The organism is Arthrobacter sp. Soil_N43 (genome assembly GCF_057655195.1).
This window is the reverse complement of record NZ_JBDGML010000079.1, coordinates 46,671-68,445: the sequence shown is the minus strand read 5'-3', so window position 1 is coordinate 68,445 and position 21,775 is coordinate 46,671. Positions and strand designations below refer to the sequence as shown.

The window sequence follows — 21,775 nt, the reverse complement described above, 5'->3', positions numbered from 1 at the left end:
CCGCCGTTGCACCCAGCGTAGGAGCGCGCAGGTTGCAGGCAGGTTGCAAGTGCGTGAGCCAGCTCACAGCCGGGGGTTTCGACAAGCTCAGCCACCAGCGCCCGGTGATTGAGCCCGTCGAAATCCGGTCAGGCGTGCAGTTCCGCCTCCAGCCGTTCCAAATCGGCGACGACGGCGGCCCGCTTGGGCGAGCGCGGCGGCAGGAGCTTCAACGCGGCGAGCCGGACGCCGACGTCGTCCCTTGCTTCGGGCAGTTCGGCATACCTGAGCAGCGACTCGGCGCTGCCGTCCGTCAGGACGGCCTCGCGCAGCAGCGAGGACACCCGGCCCCGAAGCTCCACGATGCCCGGCGCCTCGGACCGCGGAAGCACGGCGCCGCGGTAAATCTCCAGGGCGATCCGGTGCGCTCCGCGCTGCAGGCAGCTGAGCACCTGTCCGCTGTCCGGCACCAGGTCCATGGCCAGCCTGTATGGGCGGGACTCCGGCACGGCCGCGGGGCTCAGCTCCTGGAGGACCTTGCGGAGGCGGACCATCTCGGGCCGCAGCGTCATGGTGGAGCCGTCCCCCGGATAGAGCAGGACACTGAGTTCCTCCGCGCTGAGGCCGTCCGGGTGGGTGCTGAGCAGCGCCAGGATTTCGCTGTGCCTGGCCGACAGCGCGACGGTCCGGCCCTCGATGCTGAGCAGCGCCTGGTCCCGGCCCAGCAGCTGCAGGCTGTTGCGGTACAGGCTGCCTTCCGCCGCGGAACCGGACCTTGCCGCCGAACCAGGGCTCCGCCGTCGGGAAGCCGTCCGCGTCGCGGCCTGGGCGGCAGCCAGCTGGAGCCTTTCGACGCGCAACTGCGCCTGGGCGGCAGCAACCGTGGCCTCGACGAGTGACAAAGTGTGCGGAGCCACCGCAGCTTCCGTGCCGGTAATGTCCACGACGCCCAGCAGCGCGCCCGAATCCGGGTCCTGGAACGGCACGGCGGTGCAGCTCCACGGGTGCACGGACCGTTTGTAATGCTCGGCGCCGGAGATCTGGATGCCGCGGCCCAGGGCGAGCGCAGTTCCCGGGGCACTCGTACCCACCATGGCCTCGGACCAGTCGGCGCCGGGAACGAACATCATGCCCTCCGCCCGCCGCTGCATCACGGGGTCGCCCTCCACCCAGAGGAGCCGGCCCACATCATCGCCGACGGCAACCAGCAGGCCGCTCTCGTGGCTGGGCTGGATGAGGAGCTTCTGGATCACGGGCATGATGGCGGCGAGGGGGTGCTGGCGGCGGTATTCCTCGAGCTCCTCCCCGTCCATGGCCAGCGGCGCCTCGGGAACGTCCGGGTTCGCCTGCAGCCGGGCCGAGCGCTGCCATGACTCACGGATGAGGCGGCGCAGGCCGGGAATTTCGGGCGCGTCCGGGAAGGCGTGGGCGTCGAGCTGCTCGTGGGCTGCCAGGGCATGCCGCTGGGCCAACTGCGCGGCGTCTTGCCCAGCTTTGCCGCGGTTTGCTGCCGGCTGGATCAGGTTCCTCATCGAACTCCCGTTGCCAGTTCACTGCGCCCGGTCGGCGCTGTCTCCGGGCACGGCCCACCAAGGGGGCGCGCGCTCCGTCCGGCAAGTCTAATGGCGCCCGCCGCCCGCCCGCCAGAGAAGCGCGAACCGGGAGCGCGAACGTACACTTGAGGCCCCACATTGCGGGCCTGAAGTGTACGTTCGCGCTGGCTTTGCGGGCGTTGGGTGTTCTGCGGGCGTCAGGCGCGCGAGATCTCGATCATTTCCTCGCGCGGCACTACTTTGATGCGTTCACGCACGACGCCGTCAGCCTCCGCTGATTCGGTCCACGCCGCACCGAGGGCTGCCTCGTGCGCGTTCAGCCGGTTCCAGCCCTCCCACGTGGTGTACTCGATGCCGCGTTCCTCGAGCAGGTCAATGATCGCCTGCGGGTCCGGGTTTTTCGCGGGCGGCAGCGTCAGCCGGTCCTCGAGGAGGAACCCGATGGTCTCCAGGGCGTCGCCCTTCGTGTGTCCGATCAGGCCGACCGGCCCGCGTTTGATCCAGCCCGTTGCGTAAATGCCGGGGACGGGGTTTCCTTCGGCGTCGAGCACCCGGCCGCCCTCATTGGGGATGACCCCGCGCCTGGCGTCGTATTCCAGTTCGTCCAGCGCGGAGCCGTGGTAGCCGATGGCGCGGTAGACGGCCTGCACCGGGTAGTCGATGAACTCCCCCGTGCCCTTGACGTTTCCGGTGCCGTCCAGCTGCATGCGCTCGAACTTGATGCCGGCAACCTTGCCGGACCCGCCGTCGTCGTAGATCTCGACGGGGCTGTGCAGGAAGTGCAGGTGCAGGCGGCGAGAGGACGGCTGCTCGGCCTCGGCATGCTCCTCCACGAGCCAGTTGGTCATGGTGTTCACCATGGTCTTGGTCTGGTTGTTGCGGCGGATCGCCTCGTCCGAGGCTTCATCAAACTCAAAGTCCTCCGGGTACAGCACAATGTCCACGTCGCGGGCGTGGCTGAGTTCCCGAAGCTCCAAGGGCGTGAACTTGACCTGCGCCGGCCCGCGGCGGCCGAAGACGTGCACGTCCGTGACGGGCGAATTCTTCAGGCCCTTGTACACGTTGTCCGGGATCTCGGTGACGAGGAGCTCATCGGCGTGCTTGACCAGCATCCGCGCCACATCCAGGGCCACGTTGCCGTTGCCGATCACGGCGATTTCCTTGGCATCCAGCGGCCAGTCGCGCGGGACGTCGGGGTGGCCGTCGTACCAGGACACGAAATCGGCGGCGCCGAAGGAACCCTCCAGGTCGATGCCGGGGATGTCCAGGTCGGCGTCCTTGATGGCGCCGGTGGAGAAGATCACGGCATCGTAGAAGGCCCGAAAATCGTGCAGGGTGAGGTCCCGCCCGTAGGTGACGTTGCCGAGGAAACGGATGTCGCCGCGGTCCAGGACCTTGTGGAGCGCGTTGACGATGCCCTTGATGCGCGGGTGGTCCGGGGCAACGCCGTAGCGGATCAGGCCGTAGGGTGCCGGGTAGGCCTCGAAGAGGTCGATGCTGACTTCAAAGTCGCCGCCCTTCACTTCGTTGGACTTGGTCAGGATGTCCGCAGCATAGACACCGGCAGGTCCGGCGCCGACAATCGCGACGCGGAGCGGCCTCTTGGGGGTGGATTCAGCTGAGTTGGACACCGGGAGCCCTTCTGGAACGGAAACTGCGACTGTTCATCTTGCGCGCAGTTTCCAATTCTAATTGTCCGTGTGATCGTGCGGTGAACCCGTGACGCGGCGGGTCAGCCGGCAAAGCCAAAGGCCATCAGCCACTCTTCTTCAGCGGCACGACGTCGCCCTCGCCGTACAGCAACGCCCGCAGTTCGGATTCCGCGGAGTTCAGCCGACGGGGGTCGATCGTTTCGCCGGCCGCGAAATGATCCAGCATGCGCGGATCCACGTAGCTCTTCCGGGCGATCGACGGCGTGTTCCCGAGCACGGCGGCCGCCTCCTGCATGGCCACGCTGACGGCGCCCTTCCTGGCCCCCACCGTCTTCTGCGGGCCGCTCCGGGCCAGGCTGACGGCGGCCGCGACGGTGCCGTGCAGGGTCCGGAAATCCTTTGCAGTGAAGTCGGACCCGGTGCGTTCCTTGACGTAGCCGTTGATGTCGGCGCTGGTCACCGGATGCCACGTCCTGCCGTCCTTGTAGGCCAGCAGCCGGGCGTTGCCGCCGCGCCGTTTCAGCACGCGCACCAGGGCTGCGAGGTCCTCGTCGAAGATCTCCGAGTCCCAGTTCTTGCCGCTCTTGGCCGGGAAGCTGAGCTGCACGCGGTCCTTCCTGACCTGCACATGCGCGCAAAGCAGCGTTGCCAGTCCACGGCTGCCGTTCTCGTTCGTATACCGTTCGGAGCCCACCCGCAGGGATCCGCTGTCCAGCATGCGAAAGGCGGCGGCGAGGACGCGCTGGCGGGTGACGCCGTCGCTCCTCAGGTCCAGGGTGACCATCCGGCGGGCGGTGGGCAGCGACTCCGCGAGCTGGAGTGCACGGTCGAACTTCACCCTGTCCTTCCGCTCGCGCCAGGCCGGATGGTAGATGTACTGCCGGCGCCCCATCGAGTCCAAGCCCGTGGCCTGGATGTGTCCGTTCTCAAACGGGGCGATCCACACGTCGGTCCAGGCCGGCGGGATGCCGATGCTTTCCAGCCGGTCCCGAACGGGCCCCGGCGGCAACGTTGACCCGTCGAGGTCCCGGTAGCTGAACCCCTTGCCAGCTGCCACCCTGCGGTAGCCGCGGCCGGAGGCGTTGCTGTGGCGCAGCCTCATCGCGCCTCACCCTGCCCGCTCAACATGCTCATAATGGAAAGCCTACTGACTATTCCGGTGATACCGCTCCCCGGCCGGACGGAATACCGCAGCGCCACGTGGTGTTATGGCTCTTGTGCCTACCCCTGACGGATCCGTTTCCTCCGCTGTACCTCCTGCCGCGCCGCCCGCCGCAAGGCCGCCGGCGGTGAGGGCTTCGCCCGGGTCCGCCGGCCTGAAGGCCGTGGACAAGGACACGACGGCGGGAGTCCTGTTCGGCATCGGCGCCTACGGTCTGTGGGGGCTGCTCCCCCTGTATTTCTTCGTGCTGCAGCCGGCCGGCGCGGTCGAAATCGTGGCCAACCGGGTGGTCTGGTCCCTGCTGTTCTGCGCCCTGCTGATCACGGTCACGAGGACGTGGGGCGTGCTGGGCGCGGCCTTCCGGAACCGCTCCGTGCTGGGCACCCTCACCATTGCCGCCGCGTTGATTGCCGTGAACTGGCTGACGTACACGTACGGAGTGACCACCGGACAGGCCGTCGAAGCCTCGCTGGGCTACTTCATCAACCCGCTGGTGTCCGTTCTGCTCGGGGTGTTCGTTCTGAAGGAAACGCTCCGGCCCCTGCAGTGGGCCGCCGTCGGAATCGGTTTCATTGCCGTGGCCGTGCTTACTGTTTCCTACGGCAAACTGCCGTGGATCGCGCTGACATTGGCTGTCAGTTTCGGCCTGTATGGGTTCGTCAAGAAGCGCGTGGGCCCCAAGGTGGGGGCCATCACGAGCCTCACGGTTGAGACGGTCGTGCTGGCACCCCTGGCGGCGGCCACCATGATTTTCCTGGCCGTCAGCGGGAGTGCCACCCTGGCCAGCAACGGCCCCGGGCACTTCTGGCTGCTCGCCGCGTCCGGCATCATCACCGCCGTGCCGCTGCTGTTCTTCGGCGCGTCCGCCCGCAGGCTGCCGATGACCACCATCGGGCTGCTGCAGTACTTCGCGCCCGTGCTGCAGTTCGTCGTTGCCTTGGCGGTCTTCCGGGAAGCGATGACCCTGGACCGGTGGATCGGCTTCGGCGTCGTCTGGCTGGCGCTGCTGGTGCTCACCGTGGACATGCTCGCCACGGCCCGCAAGAACTCCGCGGCCCGTAAGCTCGCCCTCCGGGAAGCGCGAACGGACACTTAAGGCCCTTCCAGCCGCATCTTTTGGGGCCTTAAGTGCCCGTTCGCGCTAAGCCCGGCACGTCCGGCAAGTCCTAGAGCGCCGAATCGATCTCATCGTAGTCGCGCGGGACAACCACCATGGGCACCGGAAGGGCCCGCAGCACCTTGTTGGCCGTGCTGCCCAGGAAGATGCGGTTCTTCTCCGCCAGGCGCGAGGACCCCACAATCAGGATCTCGCCATCGTCCCATTCGAGGCCGTCGATCGCCTCCTCGATGGTGCGGCCATGGGCCACCGCCACGCTGACCTCATGGCCTGCGGGAACTTCCCCGGACGCGGCGGTCAGGACGGTGTTGGCATGGATGTGCGCGGCGTTGATTGCTTCCCCGGAGTCCCCGGCAGCGTCCAGTTCCACGAGCGACACCAAACGCAGCGGCACACCGCGCCGCTTGGCCGCATTAATGGCGGTCTCGATCGCGGCCTCGGCCCCGGCGCGGCGGCCCACGGCGAGAGTCAGGCGGGTAATGGGGGCAGTCCGCTGGTATCCGCGCGGGGCGAGGGCCACCGGCACCGGCGAGGCGTGCAGCAGTGCGTTGGCCACACTCCCCACCGTGTACCGCTTGAAGAGGCCGGCGCTGGCGGCACCCACGGCTATCAGCCCGGCCTTGAACTCCACGGCCGCATCGATCAGCCCGCCGGCAAAGGATTCGGCCTCCCGCACATGGAATGCGGCGGGAAGGCCTTGCGGAATCAGGCCCAGCCCCTGCCGTTCAGCAGCCAGCACCTCCTGCTCCTGGGCGTTTACCCTGCTTCCCTCCGGGTTCAGAGCCACGTACGGGGCACCCTTTTTCACTACATAGACAAGGTCCAGGTGTGCGCCCTGGGCCAGGGCCAGCGAGGTGGCAAGGGCGACGGCGTCCGCGCCCCGCTCGGTGGGTGTGTAACCGACTACGTATCGCATGCAAAACCCCTCTTCGGGTGAGGCAGACGTCGGCCCCGCCGGATCCCGGCGGCACACCCCGGCCTGCGGTGTGAAGTGCAGTGGTGAGGATGACTTTACCCCCGGATACGACGGCGGGCCGGGCACCTTTTGGTACCCGGCCCGCCGTCGTCGTTCGCGCTCCCGTTCGCGCTTCTGGGAGGTGGGGGTTAGGCGTTGGCCTTGATGGCCGCGGCGAGCACCTCGAGGCCGTCCAGTAGCAGCTCGTCGCTGATGACCAGCGGGGGCAGCAGGCGGATGACGTTGCCGTAGGTGCCGCAGGTGAGGATGATGACACCTTCCTTGAGGCAGGCAGCCGCAACGGCCTTGGTGAGCTCAGGGTTGGGCTCCTTGGACCCGGCCTGGACCAGTTCGATGGCCAGCATGGCACCGCGGCCGCGGATGTCGCCGATCACGGAGCCGTCGGTACCGCCTGGAAGCTCGGCCATCAGCTCGCGGAGGCGGCCCACTGCGACTTCCTCGATGTGTTTGGCGCGGGCGTTGAGGTGGTACTCCTCCATGGATCCAATCGAAGCAAGCGCAGCGGCGCAGGCCACCGGGTTGCCGCCGTAGGTGCCGCCCAGGCCGCCCGGGTGGACGGCGTCGAGCAGGTCGGCGCGGCCGGTGATCGCGGACAGCGGCATGCCGCCGGCAATGCCCTTGGCCATGGTGATGATGTCCGGAACAACGCCCTCGTGGTCCACTGCAAACCATTCGCCGGTGCGGCAGAAGCCTGACTGCACCTCGTCGGCGATGAAGACGATGCCCTTTTCCTTGGCCCACGCGGCCAGCGCCGGCAGGAAGCCCTCGGCCGGGACGATGAACCCGCCCTCGCCCTGGATCGGCTCGATGATGATGGCTGCGACGGATTCGCCGCCGATCTGCTTTTCGATCATGGTGATGGCGCGCTTGGCGGCCTCGGCACCGGTGATCGCGGGGTTTTCCTCGCGGTACGGGTAGCTCATCGGCATGCGGTAGACCTCGGGCGCGAACGGACCGAAGTTGGTCTTGTACGGCATGGCCTTGGCAGTCAGCGCCATGGTCAGGTTGGTGCGTCCGTGGTATGCGTGGTCAAAGGCGACGACGGCGTCACGGCCGGTGGCGAGGCGAGCCACTTTGACGGCGTTTTCCACGGCTTCGGCACCGGAGTTGAAGAGGACGGTGCGCTTCTCGTGGTCGCCCGGCGTCAGGCGGTTCAGCTGCTCAGCGACGGCGACATAGCCCTCGTACGGCGTGACCATGAAGCAGGTGTGGGTGAAGTGCTCCACGGCCTCCTTCACGGCCCCGACGACGGCGGGATCGGACGCGCCGACGCTGGTCACCGCGATGCCCGAGCCGAGGTCGATGAAGGAGTTGCCGTCGACGTCGTGGATGATGCCGCCGTCAGCGTCTGCCACGTAGACGGGAACGCTGGACGCGACGCCGGCGGCGACCACAGCCTTGCGGCGTTCGGTCAGGGCGACAGACTTGGGGCCCGGGAAGTCGGCCTGGACGCGGCGCTTCTGCTCAAGGCGGTAGGTGATTTCGTTGGCGGTGGTGGTCATGGGGGGCCTTTCGGTGCCTGGTGATTGAGCCTGCCTGGGTCGTGTTTCGACAGGCTCAACCAGCGAATTGTTAGGAGTCGAGAGCACTCATGACGTGCTTGATGCGCGTGTAGTCCTCGACGCCGTACATGGAGAGGTCCTTGCCGTAGCCGGACTGTTTGAACCCGCCGTGGGGCATTTCGGCGGTGAGCAGGATGTGGGTGTTGATCCAGACCGCACCGAAGTCAAGATCGCGGCTGAGCCGCATGGCGGTGCCGTGGTCGGAGGTCCAGACGCTCGACGCGAGGGCGTAGTCGACGTCGTTGGCCATCTCCACGGCTTCCTGTTCCGTGCTGAACTTCTGCACGGTGATGACCGGGCCGAAGGTTTCCTTCTGCACGATGTCATCAGTCTGCTTGGCGCCGGTGACGATGGTGGGCTCGAAGAAGTAGCCCCTGTCGCCGGCGCGGTGGCCGCCGGTTTCGATTCGGCAGTTGGCCGGCAGGTGCTCAACGACAGAGGTCACCGCGTTGAAGTGGTTGACGTTGTTCAGCGGACCGAAGTAGTTCTCTTCGTCGTTTTGCGAGCCGGTGTGCAGCGTCTTGGTGTGTTCCACCAGGGCTGCCACGACGTCGTCGTGTACCGAGTCTTCGACCAGCACGCGCGTGATGGCGGTGCAGTCCTGGCCGGCGTTGAAGAACGCGAACTCGGCGATGGCCGCGGCGCTCTTCTTGATGTCGGCATCCTTGAAGACGATGGCCGGGGCCTTGCCGCCCAGTTCCAGGTGCGCGCGCTTGAGGCCCTTCGCGGCACCCGAGGCGACGGCGATGCCGGCGCGGACGGAGCCGGTGATCGAGACGAGGCCGGGGACCTTGTGCTCCACCATCATGGCGCCGGTTTCGCCGGTGCCGAGGATGACGTTCAGGACGCCGGCCGGGAAGATGTCCTTGGCCAGCTTCGCCAGCACCAGGGTGGATTCCGGTGTGGTGTCCGAGGGCTTGAGCACCACCGTGTTGCCGGCGGCGAGCGCAGGACCGATCTTCCAGATGGCCATGAGGAACGGGTAGTTCCACGGCGCCACCTGGGCCACGACGCCGATGGGTTCGCGCCGGACGAAGGATGTGTGGCCCTCGAAGTATTCGCCGGCCGACTTTCCTTCAAGGATGCGGGCGGCACCGGCGAAGAAGCGCAGCTGGTCGGCGCCGGCGGCAACTTCCTCCGAGGCGATCAGCGAGCGTACCTGCCCGGTGTTGCGGTGCTGCGCCTCCACGAGCTCGTCACTGTTCGCCTCGACGGCGTCCGCGAGCTTGAGGAGCATAAGCTGGCGCTGGCCGGGCGTGGTGCGCTTCCAGGTCTTGAACGCGTCCTTGGCGGCTGCCATGGCGGCATCGACGTCCGCCGCAACGGAAATGGGCGACTTGGCCACAACCTCCCCGTTGGTGGGGTTCACGATGTCAAGAAGTCCGGTGCCGGCGGGCGTCACGAACTCGCCGTTGATGAAGTTCTGCAAGGTTTGAACCACGGTGTACAACCTCTTTCGTCCCGAATGATGTGATGCAGCTGCTTCGAGCCTATTCCAGCCCACCACCCCGGGGAATAGCCACCTGCACACCTTTGGCGCAGGGCTTTAGTGCGATCGGCCAGCCACCGGCTACCCTTGATCCATGGCAATTTCCCTTGCGGCCCTCCTTGCCGTGCAGTCTCTGGGACTCAAGAAATCGAGCCTTGCGGAGACCACCTCGCACCAGGACATCCGCTGGGTTGCGGTCACCGAACTGGAGGACCCGCAGCGCTTCCTCAACGGCGGCGAACTCGTGCTGACCACCGGGCTCCGGATGAAAAGTGCGCCGGAACAGCGCCGCTTTGTGCGCCAGGTCCAGCGCGCAGGCGCTGTGGGAATCGGTTTCGGCGTGGGTCTGACGCACGACGCCGTTCCGCCGGCTTTGATTGCAGAGGCGAACCGCTGGGGGCTGCCGGTGGTGGAGGTGCCGTACGGCACGCCCTTTATCGCGATCAGCAAGCTCGTGGCGGACGCGCAGTCTGCCGACCACTATTCCAAGCTGGAACGGCTCATCGCGGGCCACCAGATCCTGGCCCGGGCGCTGCTCACGGGCGGTGGGCTGTCCGAACTGCTCAGGCACCTCGGCGGCATGCTGCGCACCGACATCGTGCTGACCCAGTTCACCGCCGAGCTGTACAACAGCGGCACCGCAGCGCCGGACGCCCACTCCTGGGCTTCGTACCCCATCCCCACCGGCCGCCGCGACGCCTGCACCCTGTGGGTGAGGCAGCCGTTCGAGGATTCCGGCATCATCGGCTACGCGCAGAACCTCATCAGCGTGGAGCTCAACAACATGGTCAAGCAGCGCCAGGCCGAGCGGGCACTGTGCGGGCAGGTGCTGGAGGACGTGATCCACGGAACGCTGGACCCCAGCGAAGCCACCCGCCGCCTGGCTGGGACCGGAATCAACAGCACCCGGAAGAACGTGGTGCTGCTGGCCGGTTCCGAGGCACACCACAAGCAGCTGGTGACCTCATCGCTGCCGCGGGCGCTCGAGAAGGCGGTGACCGCCGTCGTCGGCAAGGACCTGATCACGGTGATCGCCGACGACGGCCGCGGCGCCACTGCGCTGGCCAGGAGCCTTAGCGACCATCTTGCCGAGGCGGGCATCCATGCCACAATCGGCATCGGCGGCGCCTACACGAAGCCTAACGGCCTGCGCTGGAGCTACTTCGAGGCCCGCGACGCCGCGAGCCACGGACTGCCTGTCAACGAGCCGGAGCGTCTCAGCCTGACGTCGCTGCTGCTGGCGAGCGAGGACGTGCCGCTCGCGGACATGGCCAATGAATCGCTGAATCCGCTGCGCACGTTCGATGCCGCGCACGGGGCGGAGCTGATGACCACACTGGAGAGCTACCTGAGCAACAACGGCTCGGTGGCTGCCGTGGCCGAAGCCCTGACCCTGCATCGGAACACGGTCCGCTACCGCCTGGCCCAGATCACCGAACTCACCGGCTACGACCCCTCCGTCACCGCCGACCGTGTCCAGCTGTGGCTCGCCCTCGCGGTCACCCGGCTCGGATCGCGGCACCAGGGGTAGACAGGGGTAGACAGCCGTAGGGCCCAGTCCGGCAGGCCGTTTGGCTAGCCGACCCCGCGCTTCAGCAGCTTGCGTGCCTTCCGCCGGGACTTGCGGTACTTGGCTTCGGTGCGGGCGATGATGCCGGTCTCCGTCTCGAGAAGTGAACCGTAGGCGGCGACGGCCTGCTCCGGAAGCTCCGGACCGCGGACCATCTTCTCCAGGAGGGCCTGCGCCACCACGCTGTCGTGGTGGTCGCCCAGGATCTTCTGCTGGCGGCGGGCGGCCTTGGCCAGCTTGGCTGCCCGCTTCCCGTAGACCGGCTCGGCCGATTCTGCCGCGTGCCGCAGGCGTTTGGCGTCCTTGCGCACCTGGTGCAGCGCGATCTCATGGCCCGGGCTCGCCTTCTCCCGTTTCGCCGCCTTGTGCGAACGGCGCAGCCGCCTGACTGCCTTCTTCACCCGTTTGCCTGCCACGGTTCCGGCAGGCGCAGACGCAGCCGGCCGGACGGGCGGGTTGTCCCGGAAGTCCTCCAGGTCATCCAGCAGCCGGAAGTAGCGGTCTGCCATGAGCACTTCCTGCACTCTCCTGTAGCCTGCGTCGAACCTGCGGCCCAGTTCGCGCTCCAGCCTGCCGTTGACCGCGCTTGCCTGTTCCGGAGGCAGCTCCGCAACGTGGGTGCGCAGCCGCTCACGCATCACTTCGGAGTCACGGGGCGATCCGAGGATGCTGCCAAGCCACTGGAGTTCGCCGCGCAGCCGCCGGACCGGAGCTGCTCCGAAGAGTTTGCGGTAGACCGCCAGGGCGGAGCGCATCCGCCGCGCGGCGGAGCGCATTTGGTGGACGGCGTCGGGCTCCTCCAGCCGCACGGCAGGATCAGTCGCCATGAGCTCGCTGATCTGCTCGCCCAGGTAGGCGGTCACGACGCCGGAGGCCGGCTGCTTCTTCGCCGCAACCTTCCCGACAGGCTGCTGTCCCCCGGTCCCGGCGGTGCCCGCCGGAGCCTCCTCCCCCCGCGCCCTGGCCAGTTTGGATGCATGCGCCGCCGGCCTCGCGCCGGTCTCGGCGAGCGCGGCGGCGGCGGCGGCGAACAGGTCCGGTTCCCCGTGGACGAGCTCGAGTTCCCACTCGCGCCATTCCTGCTTCCGGCTCGCACCGCCCAGGGTTTCGGCCTCCACCCTGTCGTCGGCAAAGTCGGCCAGGTGCACGCCGTCCTGCCCGTACAGGGCGTGGGTGGTGCGCCTGGTCTTCAGCCTGGCGGCCGGCACCGGCTCGGCGCCGCGGAGGTAGACATGCAGGTACGCCAGCAGCTCCCCCGGGACGACGGCGGCCTGTCCGAGCGGTGCATGGATCTCCCGCCGCTGCCGGGGTGCCTGCTCTGCACCGGAGTCTGTACCGGACTCCGCAGCGGATTCTGTGTCAGATTCCGCCGGCAGTTTCAGGTGCCAGCCGGCGTCGACTCCGCCTGTGCGGCGCCGGAGGGTGATCCGGCGGGCGGCCAGGATGAAGTCGTCCGTATCGAAATAGACCGCCTCCAGGTCGGCATCGGACGGCTCCCCCACCCGTTCCACGCCGGGTATCTCATGCAGTGCCGGGAGCGCGGTGTCGGTGTCGACGTCGTACTTCTTCTCGGTTTCAAGGCCCTCGGAAGTCATGGCCGTACGGCATCCTTTCGCATCGGCGGCCCGCTGTCGGCCCCCTGTGTCCGTGTGCCCGAGTCTATTCGTCCTGAGGCGGGCCCGCGAGAGATCTGCCACAAAACCCTAGACATCAAACGTCTAACGTCTAATGTTAAGGAATGACCTCCGTTTCTTCAGCCCCCGCGGCGACCGCTGCCCGCCCGCCCAAGGCGCGCGCCGCCGTCGTCGTCAGCGTTATTGCGCTGGTGCTGATCGGATTGAACCTCCGGGCGGGCATCACCGGCGCGTCGGCGCTGTTCCACGACCTTCAGCTGGTGCTGGGCTACGGCCCCCTGGTGGCGTCGGTCATTCCGTCCATTCCCACGCTGTGTTTCGCGCTGGCGGGGGCGGCGACGTCGTGGCTCACGGGCCGGCTCGGCGTCGAGAAGTCCATCCTGCTGTGCCTCGCGATGCTGGCTGCCGGGCTGCTGGTCCGCGGCATCACTTCCACCGGCATGCTGCTGGCCGGGACGGTGCTGGGGATGTCCGGCCTGGCGGTGTGCAACGTGGCCATGCCGTCATTCATCCGCGAGCATTTCGCCCACCGCACCTCCCTCATGACCGGCCTCTACACCGTGACCATGACCACCGGGGCCACCGTCACGGCCGTGGCCGTCGTGCCCCTGGCCCAGCTGCTCGGCTCGCCATCCGCGGGCCTGGGCGCGATCGGCATTCTCGCCATGACCGCTTTCCTGGGCTTCCTGCCCGTGGCGCTGCACGCACACCGCAACAGTGTCCGAGGGACGTCGGGCCACGTGTCGCCGTGGCCGCTGCTGCGGACCCGCAAGGGGGCGCTGCTCACGGCCATCTTCACGCTGCAGGCGCTGCTGGCGTACGCGCTGCTGAGCTGGTTCCCGTACATGCTCACCACCATGGGCCTCAGCGCCGCGGACAGCGGCCTGATGTTCGGGCTCATGCAGCTGGTTTCGGTGCCGGCCGGCATGGTGCTGATCGCCATCGGCTCCCGGCCCCGCATGCTGCGCCCGGCCTTTTACCTGGTCAGCGTCACCATGGTGGCCGGGGTGGCCGCGCTCCTCTTCCTGCCGGTATCCCTCGCGGCCGTCCCGGCCGTGCTGCTCGGCTTCGGGCTCGGCATCTTTCCGCTGGTCATGGTGATCATCAGCCGCAGCGGCCGGGACACTGCCGAAACCACCGCACTCTCCACCCTGGCCCAGTCCACCGGCTACCTCCTGGCCACCGTGGGTCCGTTCGGCATGGGCCTGCTGCACAGTTCGACCGGAGGCTGGACACTGCCGCTGGCGTTGCTGCTGGCGATTGCCCTGGCGCAGATCGTGGTGGCCCACCACCTCACTGCCAAGACGAAAGGCTAGGACGCCATGACGCTCAGCACCTCGCACCGCCAGCCGCTGGCCGACGAAGTCACCGCCAAGCTCCGCGAAATGGTCCATTCGGGTGAGTGGCCGCTGCAGCAGCGGATCCCCTCCGAGACAGAGCTGATGGCCGGTCTGGGCGTGTCACGCGGAACGCTCCGCGAGGCGATCAAGGCCCTCGCCCACAGCGGCATGCTCGAGGTCCGGCGCGGTGACGGCACGTACGTCCGCGCCACCAGCGAGATTTCCGGCGCCGCCCGCCGCATGTACCAGGACCACACCGAGGAGCACATCCTCGAGGTGCGGGTGGGACTGGACACCCAGGCGGCACGCCTCGCCGCCCGCAACGCAACGGCCGACGACGTCGCCGCCCTGCGCGCGCTGCTCGCCGACCGCGAAGCTGCCTGGAACGCGGCCGACTACGCCGCCTGGGCACGGGCCGACTGGGGCTTCCACGAGCGCGTGGCGCAGGCCTCCGGCAACCCGCTGCTGTACGAGCTCTACGCCAGCTTCGGCGAGGTCTTCCACAACGACCTGCTGAAGCAGCACGGGCGCCCCGGATTCCAGGGCCTGCCGCGCGAGGGTCACGAACGGCTCGTGGACGCCATCGAAGCGCACGATCCAGACGAGGCCGTGGCCAGTGTGAACCGCAACCTCAATTCCTGCGCCGAATGGCTGCGGGAGTAAACCCTATGGTCCTCCCCCGGTTAGGGGGCCCATTTGTGGGGGTGAGAGCCCGTTTCGCAGGGTTTTTCCAAGGTTTTTCCAAGGTCCCGGTTCGATTCTCAATTTAGCGGTTTACCTCGCGGCAGCATCCGCCACCCATATGCAACGGTCCTTTCAGGCAGTTGGAGGTAGGCCATGACGTACAGTGCAGCCGCGGGCCGCAGGTTCCCGCGCAAGGACCATAAATCATCCCGCCGGCTGGTCGGGATCCTCTGCGTCGCCGCCGCGGCGGCCTGGGTGCTCGCCGTCGCCCTGGGGCTGTCCGTCACAGTCGAGGGACCACCCCGGGTCCTGAGCCTGTCCGTCCACATCCTGGCGATGGTGCTGGCGTTCGGCGCCATCCTGCTGGTGGACTGGCATGGTTTCCTGTGGCTGATCGGCAGGCGTGAACTTGCCGAAACGATCCGCCTGGACGGCGCCGCCGGCCCCTTGATCTGGTCGGGCACCGCGGTCCTGCTGTTCAGTGGCGCCCTCCTGAGCCCGGACCTCAGCAACCCCCTGACCGTGGTGAAACTGGCGGCCGTGCTGGTGCTGATGCTGAACGGCATCATGCTGATTCCACTCATGCGGCGGCTCGTGGTCATGCCGCCCACGACGACCTTCGCGGCTCTGCCCATCGGCCAGCGGATCCACATGCTGTTGTGCCTGGGCATCTCGCAGTTGTGCTGGTGGGCGGCCATCGTGATCGGCTTCGTCAACGCGGAGTTCTGAGGCGCCAGGGGCCCGCCGGGCGCGGGTTTCCCCGCCACCCTTTACGTCAGTAGGCTTACTATCTGATTGGGGAGCTAGACGCTGTCCACTGCCCGCAGATTACTAGGAGTTCCCATGGCCCGCGCAGCACAACTGTCCGAGCAAGAATTGCCTCGAGACCACGATCACGCCGGCAAGGACGCAGCCCGGCCGGCCAGCACACCCCCGGCCGAAACGAAAACGTCCCGCGAACTCTGGACCGATAGCCTGGGCCGGGTGGGCACCCGGTCCGCCCAAATACTGCTGATCCTCACCGTCGCCAGCGTGTCAGTGTACGCCCTGCTGCAGATCAGGCTGCTGGTCATCCCGACCATGATTGCCCTGATCCTGGCGGCCGCAATCGGCCCGTTCGTGAACATGCTCCGCCGCAGGGGACTGCCCGGCGCCGCGGCCACGGGCATAGCGTTCGTGGCACTGCTGGCGCTGCTGGCCGGCGTCACCACAGTGATTGTCATGTCGGTCCGCAGCCAGTGGAACGAGCTGGTGCAGCAGGCCGCTTCCGGCCTCGACGAACTTGAAAAGTTCCTCCTCACCGGGCCGTTCCCGCTGGACCGTGAGCAGCTGAACCAGGCCAGGGAAGGCATCATCCAGTTCGCCACCAGCAGCCAGGTCCGGTCCGGCGCGATTTCCGGCCTGTCCGTGGTCACCGAATTCATCGCCGGCGCCACCCTCATGGCGGTGATCCTCTTCTTCTTCCTGAAGGACGGCGCGAAGATCTGGAACTTTTTCCTCCGGCCCTTCAGCGGCCAGCGGGAGGCGAAACTCCGCCGGGCAGGACGCCGCACACTGGAAGTGCTCGGCGGCTATGTCCGCGGAACGGCCATCGTGGCACTGGTGGATACGGTGGCAATCGGCGCCGCACTGCTGATCCTGCAGGTCCCGCTGGCCATCCCGCTGGCCATCATCATCTTCATGGGCGCCTTCATCCCGCTGGTCGGGGCCACGGTGGCCGGCATCCTGGCAGCGCTCGTGGCGCTCGTCGCCAACGGGCCGGTGGTGGCCCTGATCGTCGTTGCCGTGGTCATCGCCGTGAACCAGCTCGAGGGCGACCTGCTGCAGCCGGTGGTCATGGGCAAATCCCTCCAGCTCCACGCCCTCGTCATCCTCATGGCGCTCACCGCCGGCACCATCCTCGCCGGCATCATCGGCGCTGTCCTGTCAGTGCCGATCGCGGCGGTCGTCTGGGCCGTGATCCAGGTGTGGACGGCTGAGGATCCCAACCTGGAACCGATGAACCCCGACCTGCCGCCGGCGAACAGCCAGCCGGTGTAGCGGCCTGCCACCCCGCTCACACGACGCACACGACGACGGCGGCCGGCTCCCCTCGCGGGGGACCCGGCCTCCGTCGTCGTTCGCTTCCTCAGCCAGCCACCGTTGTGGGGCTGATCGCCGGCGTCAGCGGTCGCGGAGACCCTTGAGAACATTCTTGGGCCGCTGCATCTCGCCGTGCTTGGCACCGAGCACGATGACCGAGGCCGCGAATGCGGGGATGGTCCACTGCAGCACCTTGAGCTGCTGCTGCGCGGCCCGCAGTTTGTCCGACGCTCCAGGCCGCGGCTCGGTGGCGCCTTCCGCACCCTCGTCCGCCAGCTTCTCAACCTTCTTTCCCAGGATCCCTGCATACAGCGTGACGGCGGCGCCCGCCAGCGTTGCTGCCGTCTTGTAGAGGGTGTCAGCACCCACGCTGTCCTGCTTGGCGATCCGTTCCCTGTTCTCCCAGGCGATGGCCAGGTCCGCCACGAGGTGGGTGGCGAAGGCCGCCGTCTGAATGGGCGCCCACTTCATCCAGCCCACGCTCGAGAGCCGGGTGCGCTCCGCGGGGTCCTTGGCTTCCGCGGCGGCTCCGTTCAGGCCAATGGCGCCCATCAGCGAACCACCGAACCAGGCCGCCGCCGTCAGGTCGTGAACGGAGCGTGCCAGTAGATTTCCTGCCATGATGTGCTTCCTTACGTAGAGGTCGGATCGGGAATGATGGCTTCCACGCCGCCATCGGGGATTACCCGTGGACGGCAGCCACACCAAAGTCATGGTGTGCACATGGTAAGCACACTTACTAATGTTACGGAAGCCCGTAACAGCACGGCCCCTGCGCGTAAAATCAACGCCATGGAAGCAACGGGAACACTGTTCGGCTGGGCCTTTGGCGACTCCGCCCGCGAGGACGACGAGAAGTACGTGGAGGAGCTCCGGCAGGAAGCGCTGGAAAATGCCCGGCAGGCCGCCGCGTCGAGGGGCTTTGGCGTCGAGCCCGGGTCGGAGGGCTATGCGGTGCTCAGGGCCGGTGACACGCTCGTGGAGCTCGACACCGCGCCGGACACGCTCGTGGTCCGTTGCACCGTGAAGCTGACCGGCGAAGGAGCCGAAAGGGTCCATGCCGAAGGACCCATGAACGGCTAGCGACGCCATGACGGACAAGGCGGGCCCGATAGACGAAGCGGCCGACGCCGCGGAGGCGGCGTCGAACACCAAGGCGCTGGACGTCGTCGCGCGTTCCGGGTTTGCCGTTATGGCGCTGCTCCACATCGTGGTCGGCGCCATCGCCATCGCGCTGGCACTGGGCGCGCCAGGCCAGGCCGAGGCCACCGGGGCAATCGAGCAGCTGGCCGCCAACCCGTGGGGACCCGCCGTCATGTGGGCGGGAATGATCGCATGCTGTGGCCTCGCCCTCTGGCAGTTGAGCGAGGCGACGCTCCGGGCCCGCCATTTGCCGACGAAGGAGAGAATCGGCAAACACATTTCCTCGGGCTTTTTGGCCATCGCCTATGGCAGCGTCGGGTTGAGCTTCGGGGGTTTTGCGGTGGGCCTGCGCGGCGACTCGGGCGAGTCAACCAAGGACATCAGCGCGGCACTCCTGGCCACACCGTTCGGCACGGTGGTACTGAGCGCGCTCGGCCTCACCGTCGTGGGCGTGGGGGTCTACTTCATCGTGAAAGGCGTCCGGCGGGGGTTCAAGGAGGAACTTTTCCATTTTGAGGGCACCCGGAGGGGACGGCTGGTTGACTCCCTGGGCGTGACGGGCCACGTTGCAAAAGGCATCGCGCTGATCCTTGCCGGTTTGCTCTTCGTCGTCGCCGCCGCCAAGCACAGCCCGGAAGAATCCACCGGCCTGGACGGCAGCCTCAAGGCCCTGCGGGACCACCCGTATGGCCCCTATCTGCTGCTGGCGATCGGTGCGGGCTTTATTTGCTACGGCATTTTCGCCTTGGTCAGGTCAAAGTTTGGCCGGATGTGAGCGGCCGTGGAAGCGGCCCAGCACGAGCCGCCGGGTGGAAGTCCAGCCCCGGACGTGAAGCAACGAGGAAGGGCTGATATGACGCACGAAGCACGCGAAGGGGCCGGGCAGGCCGGCCGGGGAAGCCAGCTGGCCGGCCAGGGAAGCGAGCTCGCCGGCCGGGGGTTCGCCGCCGTCTTCAAAGCCATCAAGGCCCTCCGTCCGGACCGGCCGATTCATCCGCGGGGCATCAGCCTCGTCGGAGAGCTGACCAGGCACGGCCTGCAGGACGGCCCGGCCAGTGGGGTGTCCGACGGCAGTCCGGCCGGCGGGGCGCCCGGCGGCATGCCCCACGTACGCAGCGGCATCAGCTGGCTCGACGTTCCGGGCACCGACCAGGTGCGGGCCCGGTTCTCCCGCTCTGTAGGGCTTCCGGATGCCCTCCCCGACATCCTGGGCCTCGCCCTCCGCATTGGCACGGGTCCGGGCACGGCGGACGTCCTGTTCGCGACCACAGGCTGGGGTTTTCCGGCGCGGTTCCTGTTGCTTCCCAGGCTGGACGTCGGCGCCGCCCGGTTCACCACGCTCATGCCGTACAGGGGAGCCGACGGGCCGGTGCTGCTGGGCCTGCGGACGCTTTCGCTGCCGCGCCCGGCCACCGGCCGCGCCGAAACCGGCGGCGACTTCAGGGATGCCCTCACCGAGGGACGGTGGACCCTCGCGCTGTCCTTCGCCACGCCCGCGGGCCGCTGGGTCCACGCCGGCACCCTGACGCTCAGGGCGGACCCGGATCAGGACGACACCCCCGCCCGCTTCGACCCGCTCCAGCACCCGTTGCCGGGTGCCGGCACCTACGCGTGGGCGCGGCGCCTCCGGGAGGATTCGTACCGCACGGCCCGGGTACCCGGCGTCCTCAGACCCAAGGTTCTGACGCCCCGGCTTCTGGCACCGCGCCACTCCGGCCGGCGGCGGGCTGACCAGAACTCCACGCAACATCCCGCCCCGCAACAGCACGAGAGGACACCAATGGCCACTGTCACCCAGGTCTACAACTCCCCCGCAGCAGACGTCTGGAAGGTGATCGCCGATGGCTGGCTCTACTCCGGCTGGGTGGTCGGAGCCTCGAGGATCCGCGCCGTCGACGCGCACTGGCCGGAGGTCGGCTCGCGGCTCCACCATTCCGTGGGCGCGTGGCCGCTGGTGATCGATGACAGCACCAGGGTCACGGCCGTTGAGCCGGGCAAGTCGCTGGAAATGATCGCCCGCGGCTGGCCCATGGGCGAGGCCAAGGTGCTGATCATGCTGGAGGACCTGGGCACCCAGTGCCGGGTCACGATGGCCGAAGACGCGGTCCGCGGCCCCGGCCTGGCGGTTCCCAAAGTGCTGAGGGACCCGCTCATCTCGGTGCGCAACCGCGAAACCCTGAAGCGGCTCGAACTCATGGCCGCCGGGGGCGCAGGCCGCTAACGTCGAAGCGCGAACAGGCAGCTATTGACGTCAAACACGGGGTTTGCGGTCAATAGCTGCCTGTTCGCGCTAGTGGAGGAACTAGACGCTGGCGGCCACTCCGTCGCGGGAGATAGCAACCATGTCTTCGCGCGGCACCACCTTGATGCGCTCGCGCTTGACCTCGACGCCGTGCGATCCGCCGGCCGCGGTTGCTTCGGCGCCCAGGGCGAGTTCGTGCGCGTCCAGGGCGAGCCAGCCTTCCCAGCTGGTGTACTCCACGCCGCGGCTTTCCAGGAGGTCGACGACGGCGCTGGCGGCAGGTGCCTCGGCAACCGGCAGGTTCTCGCGGTCTTCCAGCAGGTAGGTCACGGTCTCGAGGGCGTCACCCTTGGTGTGGCCGATCAGGCCGACAGGGCCGCGCTTGATCCAGCCGGTGGCGTAGATGCCCGGCACGTGCTCGCCGGACGCGTCCAGGACGCGGCCGCCGGCGTTCGGGACGACGCCCTTCTTGTGGTCGAACTCGATCTCCGGCAGGGCGGAACCGAAGTAGCCGATCGCGCGGTAGACGGCCTGCACCGGGTAGTCGATGTATTCGCCGGTGCCGCGGGCGTTGCCCGTGCCGTCCAGTTCGGTGCGTTCAAACTTGATGCCGCTGACGCGCCCGGGGTTCTCGGCGTCGTCGTAAATTTCCACCGGGCTGTGCAGGAAGTGCAGGTGCAGGCGGCGGGAGGCCTTGAGCTCGGAGAGGTCCTCGGGCTGCTCGGCGATCCAGTTGGTGAGCGTGCCGACCATGGTTTTGGTCTGATTGTTGCTCTGGATCTGGCGGTCGGATTCCTCGTCGAACTCGAAGTCCTCCGGGTACAGGATGATGTCCACGTCCTTGGAGTGGGACAGCTCGCGCAGCTCCAGCGGGGTGAACTTGACCTGGGCCGGACCTCGGCGGCCGAAGACGTGGACGTCCGTGACGGGCGATGCCTTCAGGCCGGCGTAGACGTTGTCCGGGATCTCGGAGACCAGGAGGTCGTCGGCGTGCTTGGAGAGGACGCGGGCCACGTCGAGGGCGACGTTGCCATTGCCGATCACGGCGATTTCCTTGGCGTCCAGCGGCCATTCGCGGGACACGTCCGGGTGGCCGTCGTACCAGGAGACGAAGTCGGCGCCGCCGTAGGAGCCCTCGAGTTCGATGCCGGGAATGTTCAGGTCCGCGTCCTTGATGGCGCCCGTGGCGAAGATGATGGCGTCGTAGTGGGTGCGGAGGTCCTCGATGGAGAGGTCCGTGCCGTAGTCAACGTTGCCGAAGAACCGGATGTCGCCGCGGTCCAGGACCTTGTGCAGGGCGTTGACGATGCCCTTGATGCGCGGGTGGTCCGGGGCAACGCCGTAGCGGATCAGGCCGTAGGGCGCCGGGTAGCGGTCAAAGAGGTCGATGCTCACGGTCAGCTCGCCGCTCTTGACGGCCTCGCTCTTGGTGAGGATGTCCGCGGCGTAGACGCCGGCCGGGCCGGAGCCGATGACGGCCACACGCAACGGGCGGGCAGCGGATCCTACGGTGGTGCTGGTTGACACGGCTGTGTTCCTTTTCGTCTGCATCGGTTGCTCCGTAACGGTCCTTGTGAGGCTTCATAAAGG

General features: G+C 67.7%; 18 protein-coding genes. 9 read left to right on the top strand and 9 right to left on the bottom strand.

Going from position 1 to position 21,775, the window contains the following annotated elements; genetic code table 11:
- Positions 1-128 precede the first annotated feature (128 nt).
- The 3 genes from AC3A3W_RS09130 to AC3A3W_RS09120 form a co-directional block, all read right to left on the bottom strand.
- Positions 129-1,511: a GAF domain-containing protein gene (locus AC3A3W_RS09130; protein ID WP_487442114.1), complete on the bottom strand. Its 1,383-nt coding sequence runs from the start codon at positions 1,509-1,511 to the stop codon at positions 129-131.
- 218 nt (positions 1,512-1,729) lie between these two features.
- Complete coding sequence (locus tag AC3A3W_RS09125; RefSeq protein ID WP_487442112.1) at positions 1,730-3,163, bottom strand: FAD-dependent oxidoreductase; 1,434 nt, start codon at positions 3,161-3,163, stop codon at positions 1,730-1,732.
- Positions 3,164-3,287: 124 nt separating this feature from the next.
- Positions 3,288-4,286 carry a DNA topoisomerase IB gene (locus AC3A3W_RS09120; RefSeq protein WP_487442110.1) on the bottom strand — a complete coding sequence of 333 codons (999 nt, stop codon included), beginning with the start codon at positions 4,284-4,286 and terminating at the stop codon, positions 3,288-3,290.
- A 106-nt stretch (positions 4,287-4,392) separates the two neighbouring features.
- Between AC3A3W_RS09120 and rarD the strand changes: the two genes are divergently transcribed.
- Positions 4,393-5,442 carry an EamA family transporter RarD gene (gene rarD, locus AC3A3W_RS09115; protein ID WP_487442108.1) on the top strand — a complete coding sequence of 350 codons (1,050 nt, stop codon included), beginning with the start codon at positions 4,393-4,395 and terminating at the stop codon, positions 5,440-5,442.
- 70 nt (positions 5,443-5,512) lie between these two features.
- On the opposite strand, the gene AC3A3W_RS09110 is transcribed toward rarD, so the two are convergent.
- The 3 genes from AC3A3W_RS09110 to AC3A3W_RS09100 all read right to left on the bottom strand — a co-directional run bounded on the left by AC3A3W_RS09110 (position 5,513) and on the right by AC3A3W_RS09100 (position 9,442).
- Positions 5,513-6,379: a universal stress protein gene (locus AC3A3W_RS09110; protein WP_487442106.1), complete on the bottom strand. Its 867-nt coding sequence runs from the start codon at positions 6,377-6,379 to the stop codon at positions 5,513-5,515.
- Between the two features lie 188 nt (positions 6,380-6,567).
- Positions 6,568-7,941, bottom strand: a complete 1,374-nt coding sequence (gene gabT, locus AC3A3W_RS09105; RefSeq protein ID WP_487442104.1) for a 4-aminobutyrate--2-oxoglutarate transaminase — start codon at positions 7,939-7,941, stop codon at positions 6,568-6,570.
- A 70-nt stretch (positions 7,942-8,011) separates the two neighbouring features.
- On the bottom strand, positions 8,012-9,442 hold the full coding sequence (locus AC3A3W_RS09100; RefSeq protein ID WP_487442102.1) for a gamma-aminobutyraldehyde dehydrogenase: 1,431 nt from the start codon (positions 9,440-9,442) through the stop codon (positions 8,012-8,014).
- Positions 9,443-9,584: 142 nt separating this feature from the next.
- On the opposite strand from AC3A3W_RS09100, the gene AC3A3W_RS09095 reads away from it, so the two are divergent.
- On the top strand, positions 9,585-11,021 hold the full coding sequence (locus AC3A3W_RS09095; RefSeq protein WP_487442100.1) for a PucR family transcriptional regulator: 1,437 nt from the start codon (positions 9,585-9,587) through the stop codon (positions 11,019-11,021).
- A 44-nt stretch (positions 11,022-11,065) separates the two neighbouring features.
- Here the strand turns inward: AC3A3W_RS09095 and AC3A3W_RS09090 are convergent, their stop codons facing one another.
- Entirely contained in the window at positions 11,066-12,655 is a 1,590-nt protein-coding gene (locus tag AC3A3W_RS09090) for a CYTH and CHAD domain-containing protein (protein ID WP_487442098.1), read from the bottom strand.
- A gap of 143 nt (positions 12,656-12,798) precedes the next feature.
- Here AC3A3W_RS09090 and AC3A3W_RS09085 point away from each other — a divergent pair, with 143 nt between their 5' ends.
- The 4 genes from AC3A3W_RS09085 (at position 12,799) to AC3A3W_RS09070 (ending at position 16,758) form a co-directional block, all read left to right on the top strand.
- A complete protein-coding gene (locus AC3A3W_RS09085; protein WP_487442096.1) occupies positions 12,799-14,010 on the top strand; it encodes an MFS transporter in 1,212 nt (403 codons plus the stop codon).
- A 6-nt stretch (positions 14,011-14,016) separates the two neighbouring features.
- On the top strand, positions 14,017-14,697 hold the full coding sequence (locus AC3A3W_RS09080; protein ID WP_487442094.1) for a FadR/GntR family transcriptional regulator: 681 nt from the start codon (positions 14,017-14,019) through the stop codon (positions 14,695-14,697).
- A 174-nt stretch (positions 14,698-14,871) separates the two neighbouring features.
- Complete coding sequence (locus tag AC3A3W_RS09075; protein WP_487442093.1) at positions 14,872-15,447, top strand: hypothetical protein; 576 nt, start codon at positions 14,872-14,874, stop codon at positions 15,445-15,447.
- A 114-nt stretch (positions 15,448-15,561) separates the two neighbouring features.
- Complete coding sequence (locus AC3A3W_RS09070) at positions 15,562-16,758, top strand: AI-2E family transporter (protein ID WP_487442092.1); 1,197 nt, start codon at positions 15,562-15,564, stop codon at positions 16,756-16,758.
- A gap of 123 nt (positions 16,759-16,881) precedes the next feature.
- Here AC3A3W_RS09070 and AC3A3W_RS09065 read toward each other — a convergent pair whose 3' ends face one another.
- Positions 16,882-17,421: a hypothetical protein gene (locus AC3A3W_RS09065; protein ID WP_487442090.1), complete on the bottom strand. Its 540-nt coding sequence runs from the start codon at positions 17,419-17,421 to the stop codon at positions 16,882-16,884.
- Positions 17,422-17,592: 171 nt separating this feature from the next.
- Here AC3A3W_RS09065 and AC3A3W_RS09060 point away from each other — a divergent pair, with 171 nt between their 5' ends.
- From AC3A3W_RS09060 to AC3A3W_RS09050, 3 genes are all read left to right on the top strand, one after another.
- Positions 17,593-17,883, top strand: a complete 291-nt coding sequence (locus tag AC3A3W_RS09060; protein WP_487442088.1) for a hypothetical protein — start codon at positions 17,593-17,595, stop codon at positions 17,881-17,883.
- Between the two features lie 7 nt (positions 17,884-17,890).
- Entirely contained in the window at positions 17,891-18,718 is an 828-nt protein-coding gene (locus AC3A3W_RS09055; RefSeq protein WP_487442087.1) for a DUF1206 domain-containing protein, read from the top strand.
- Positions 18,719-18,796: 78 nt separating this feature from the next.
- On the top strand, positions 18,797-20,164 hold the full coding sequence (locus tag AC3A3W_RS09050) for an SRPBCC family protein (RefSeq protein WP_487442085.1): 1,368 nt from the start codon (positions 18,797-18,799) through the stop codon (positions 20,162-20,164).
- An 81-nt stretch (positions 20,165-20,245) separates the two neighbouring features.
- Here the strand turns inward: AC3A3W_RS09050 and AC3A3W_RS09045 are convergent, their stop codons facing one another.
- Positions 20,246-21,712, bottom strand: coding sequence for an FAD-dependent oxidoreductase (locus AC3A3W_RS09045; RefSeq protein WP_487442084.1), 1,467 nt, complete (start codon positions 21,710-21,712; stop codon positions 20,246-20,248).
- Positions 21,713-21,775 lie beyond the last annotated feature (63 nt).

Coding starts and splice junctions, on each gene's coding strand:
- AC3A3W_RS09120 (WP_487442110.1), bottom strand. CDS start 4,286: ATGAGGCTGCGCCACAGCAACGCCTCCGGCCGCGGCTACCGCAGGGTG.
- AC3A3W_RS09065 (WP_487442090.1), bottom strand. CDS start 17,421: ATGGCAGGAAATCTACTGGCACGCTCCGTTCACGACCTGACGGCGGCG.
- AC3A3W_RS09070 (WP_487442092.1), top strand. CDS start 15,562: ATGGCCCGCGCAGCACAACTGTCCGAGCAAGAATTGCCTCGAGACCAC.
- gabT (WP_487442104.1), bottom strand. CDS start 7,941: ATGACCACCACCGCCAACGAAATCACCTACCGCCTTGAGCAGAAGCGC.
- AC3A3W_RS09095 (WP_487442100.1), top strand. CDS start 9,585: ATGGCAATTTCCCTTGCGGCCCTCCTTGCCGTGCAGTCTCTGGGACTC.
- AC3A3W_RS09130 (WP_487442114.1), bottom strand. CDS start 1,511: ATGAGGAACCTGATCCAGCCGGCAGCAAACCGCGGCAAAGCTGGGCAA.
- rarD (WP_487442108.1), top strand. CDS start 4,393: ATGGCTCTTGTGCCTACCCCTGACGGATCCGTTTCCTCCGCTGTACCT.
- AC3A3W_RS09055 (WP_487442087.1), top strand. CDS start 17,891: ATGACGGACAAGGCGGGCCCGATAGACGAAGCGGCCGACGCCGCGGAG.
- AC3A3W_RS09090 (WP_487442098.1), bottom strand. CDS start 12,655: ATGACTTCCGAGGGCCTTGAAACCGAGAAGAAGTACGACGTCGACACC.
- AC3A3W_RS09075 (WP_487442093.1), top strand. CDS start 14,872: ATGACGTACAGTGCAGCCGCGGGCCGCAGGTTCCCGCGCAAGGACCAT.
- AC3A3W_RS09085 (WP_487442096.1), top strand. CDS start 12,799: ATGACCTCCGTTTCTTCAGCCCCCGCGGCGACCGCTGCCCGCCCGCCC.
- AC3A3W_RS09060 (WP_487442088.1), top strand. CDS start 17,593: ATGGAAGCAACGGGAACACTGTTCGGCTGGGCCTTTGGCGACTCCGCC.
- AC3A3W_RS09050 (WP_487442085.1), top strand. CDS start 18,797: ATGACGCACGAAGCACGCGAAGGGGCCGGGCAGGCCGGCCGGGGAAGC.
- AC3A3W_RS09110 (WP_487442106.1), bottom strand. CDS start 6,379: ATGCGATACGTAGTCGGTTACACACCCACCGAGCGGGGCGCGGACGCC.
- AC3A3W_RS09080 (WP_487442094.1), top strand. CDS start 14,017: ATGACGCTCAGCACCTCGCACCGCCAGCCGCTGGCCGACGAAGTCACC.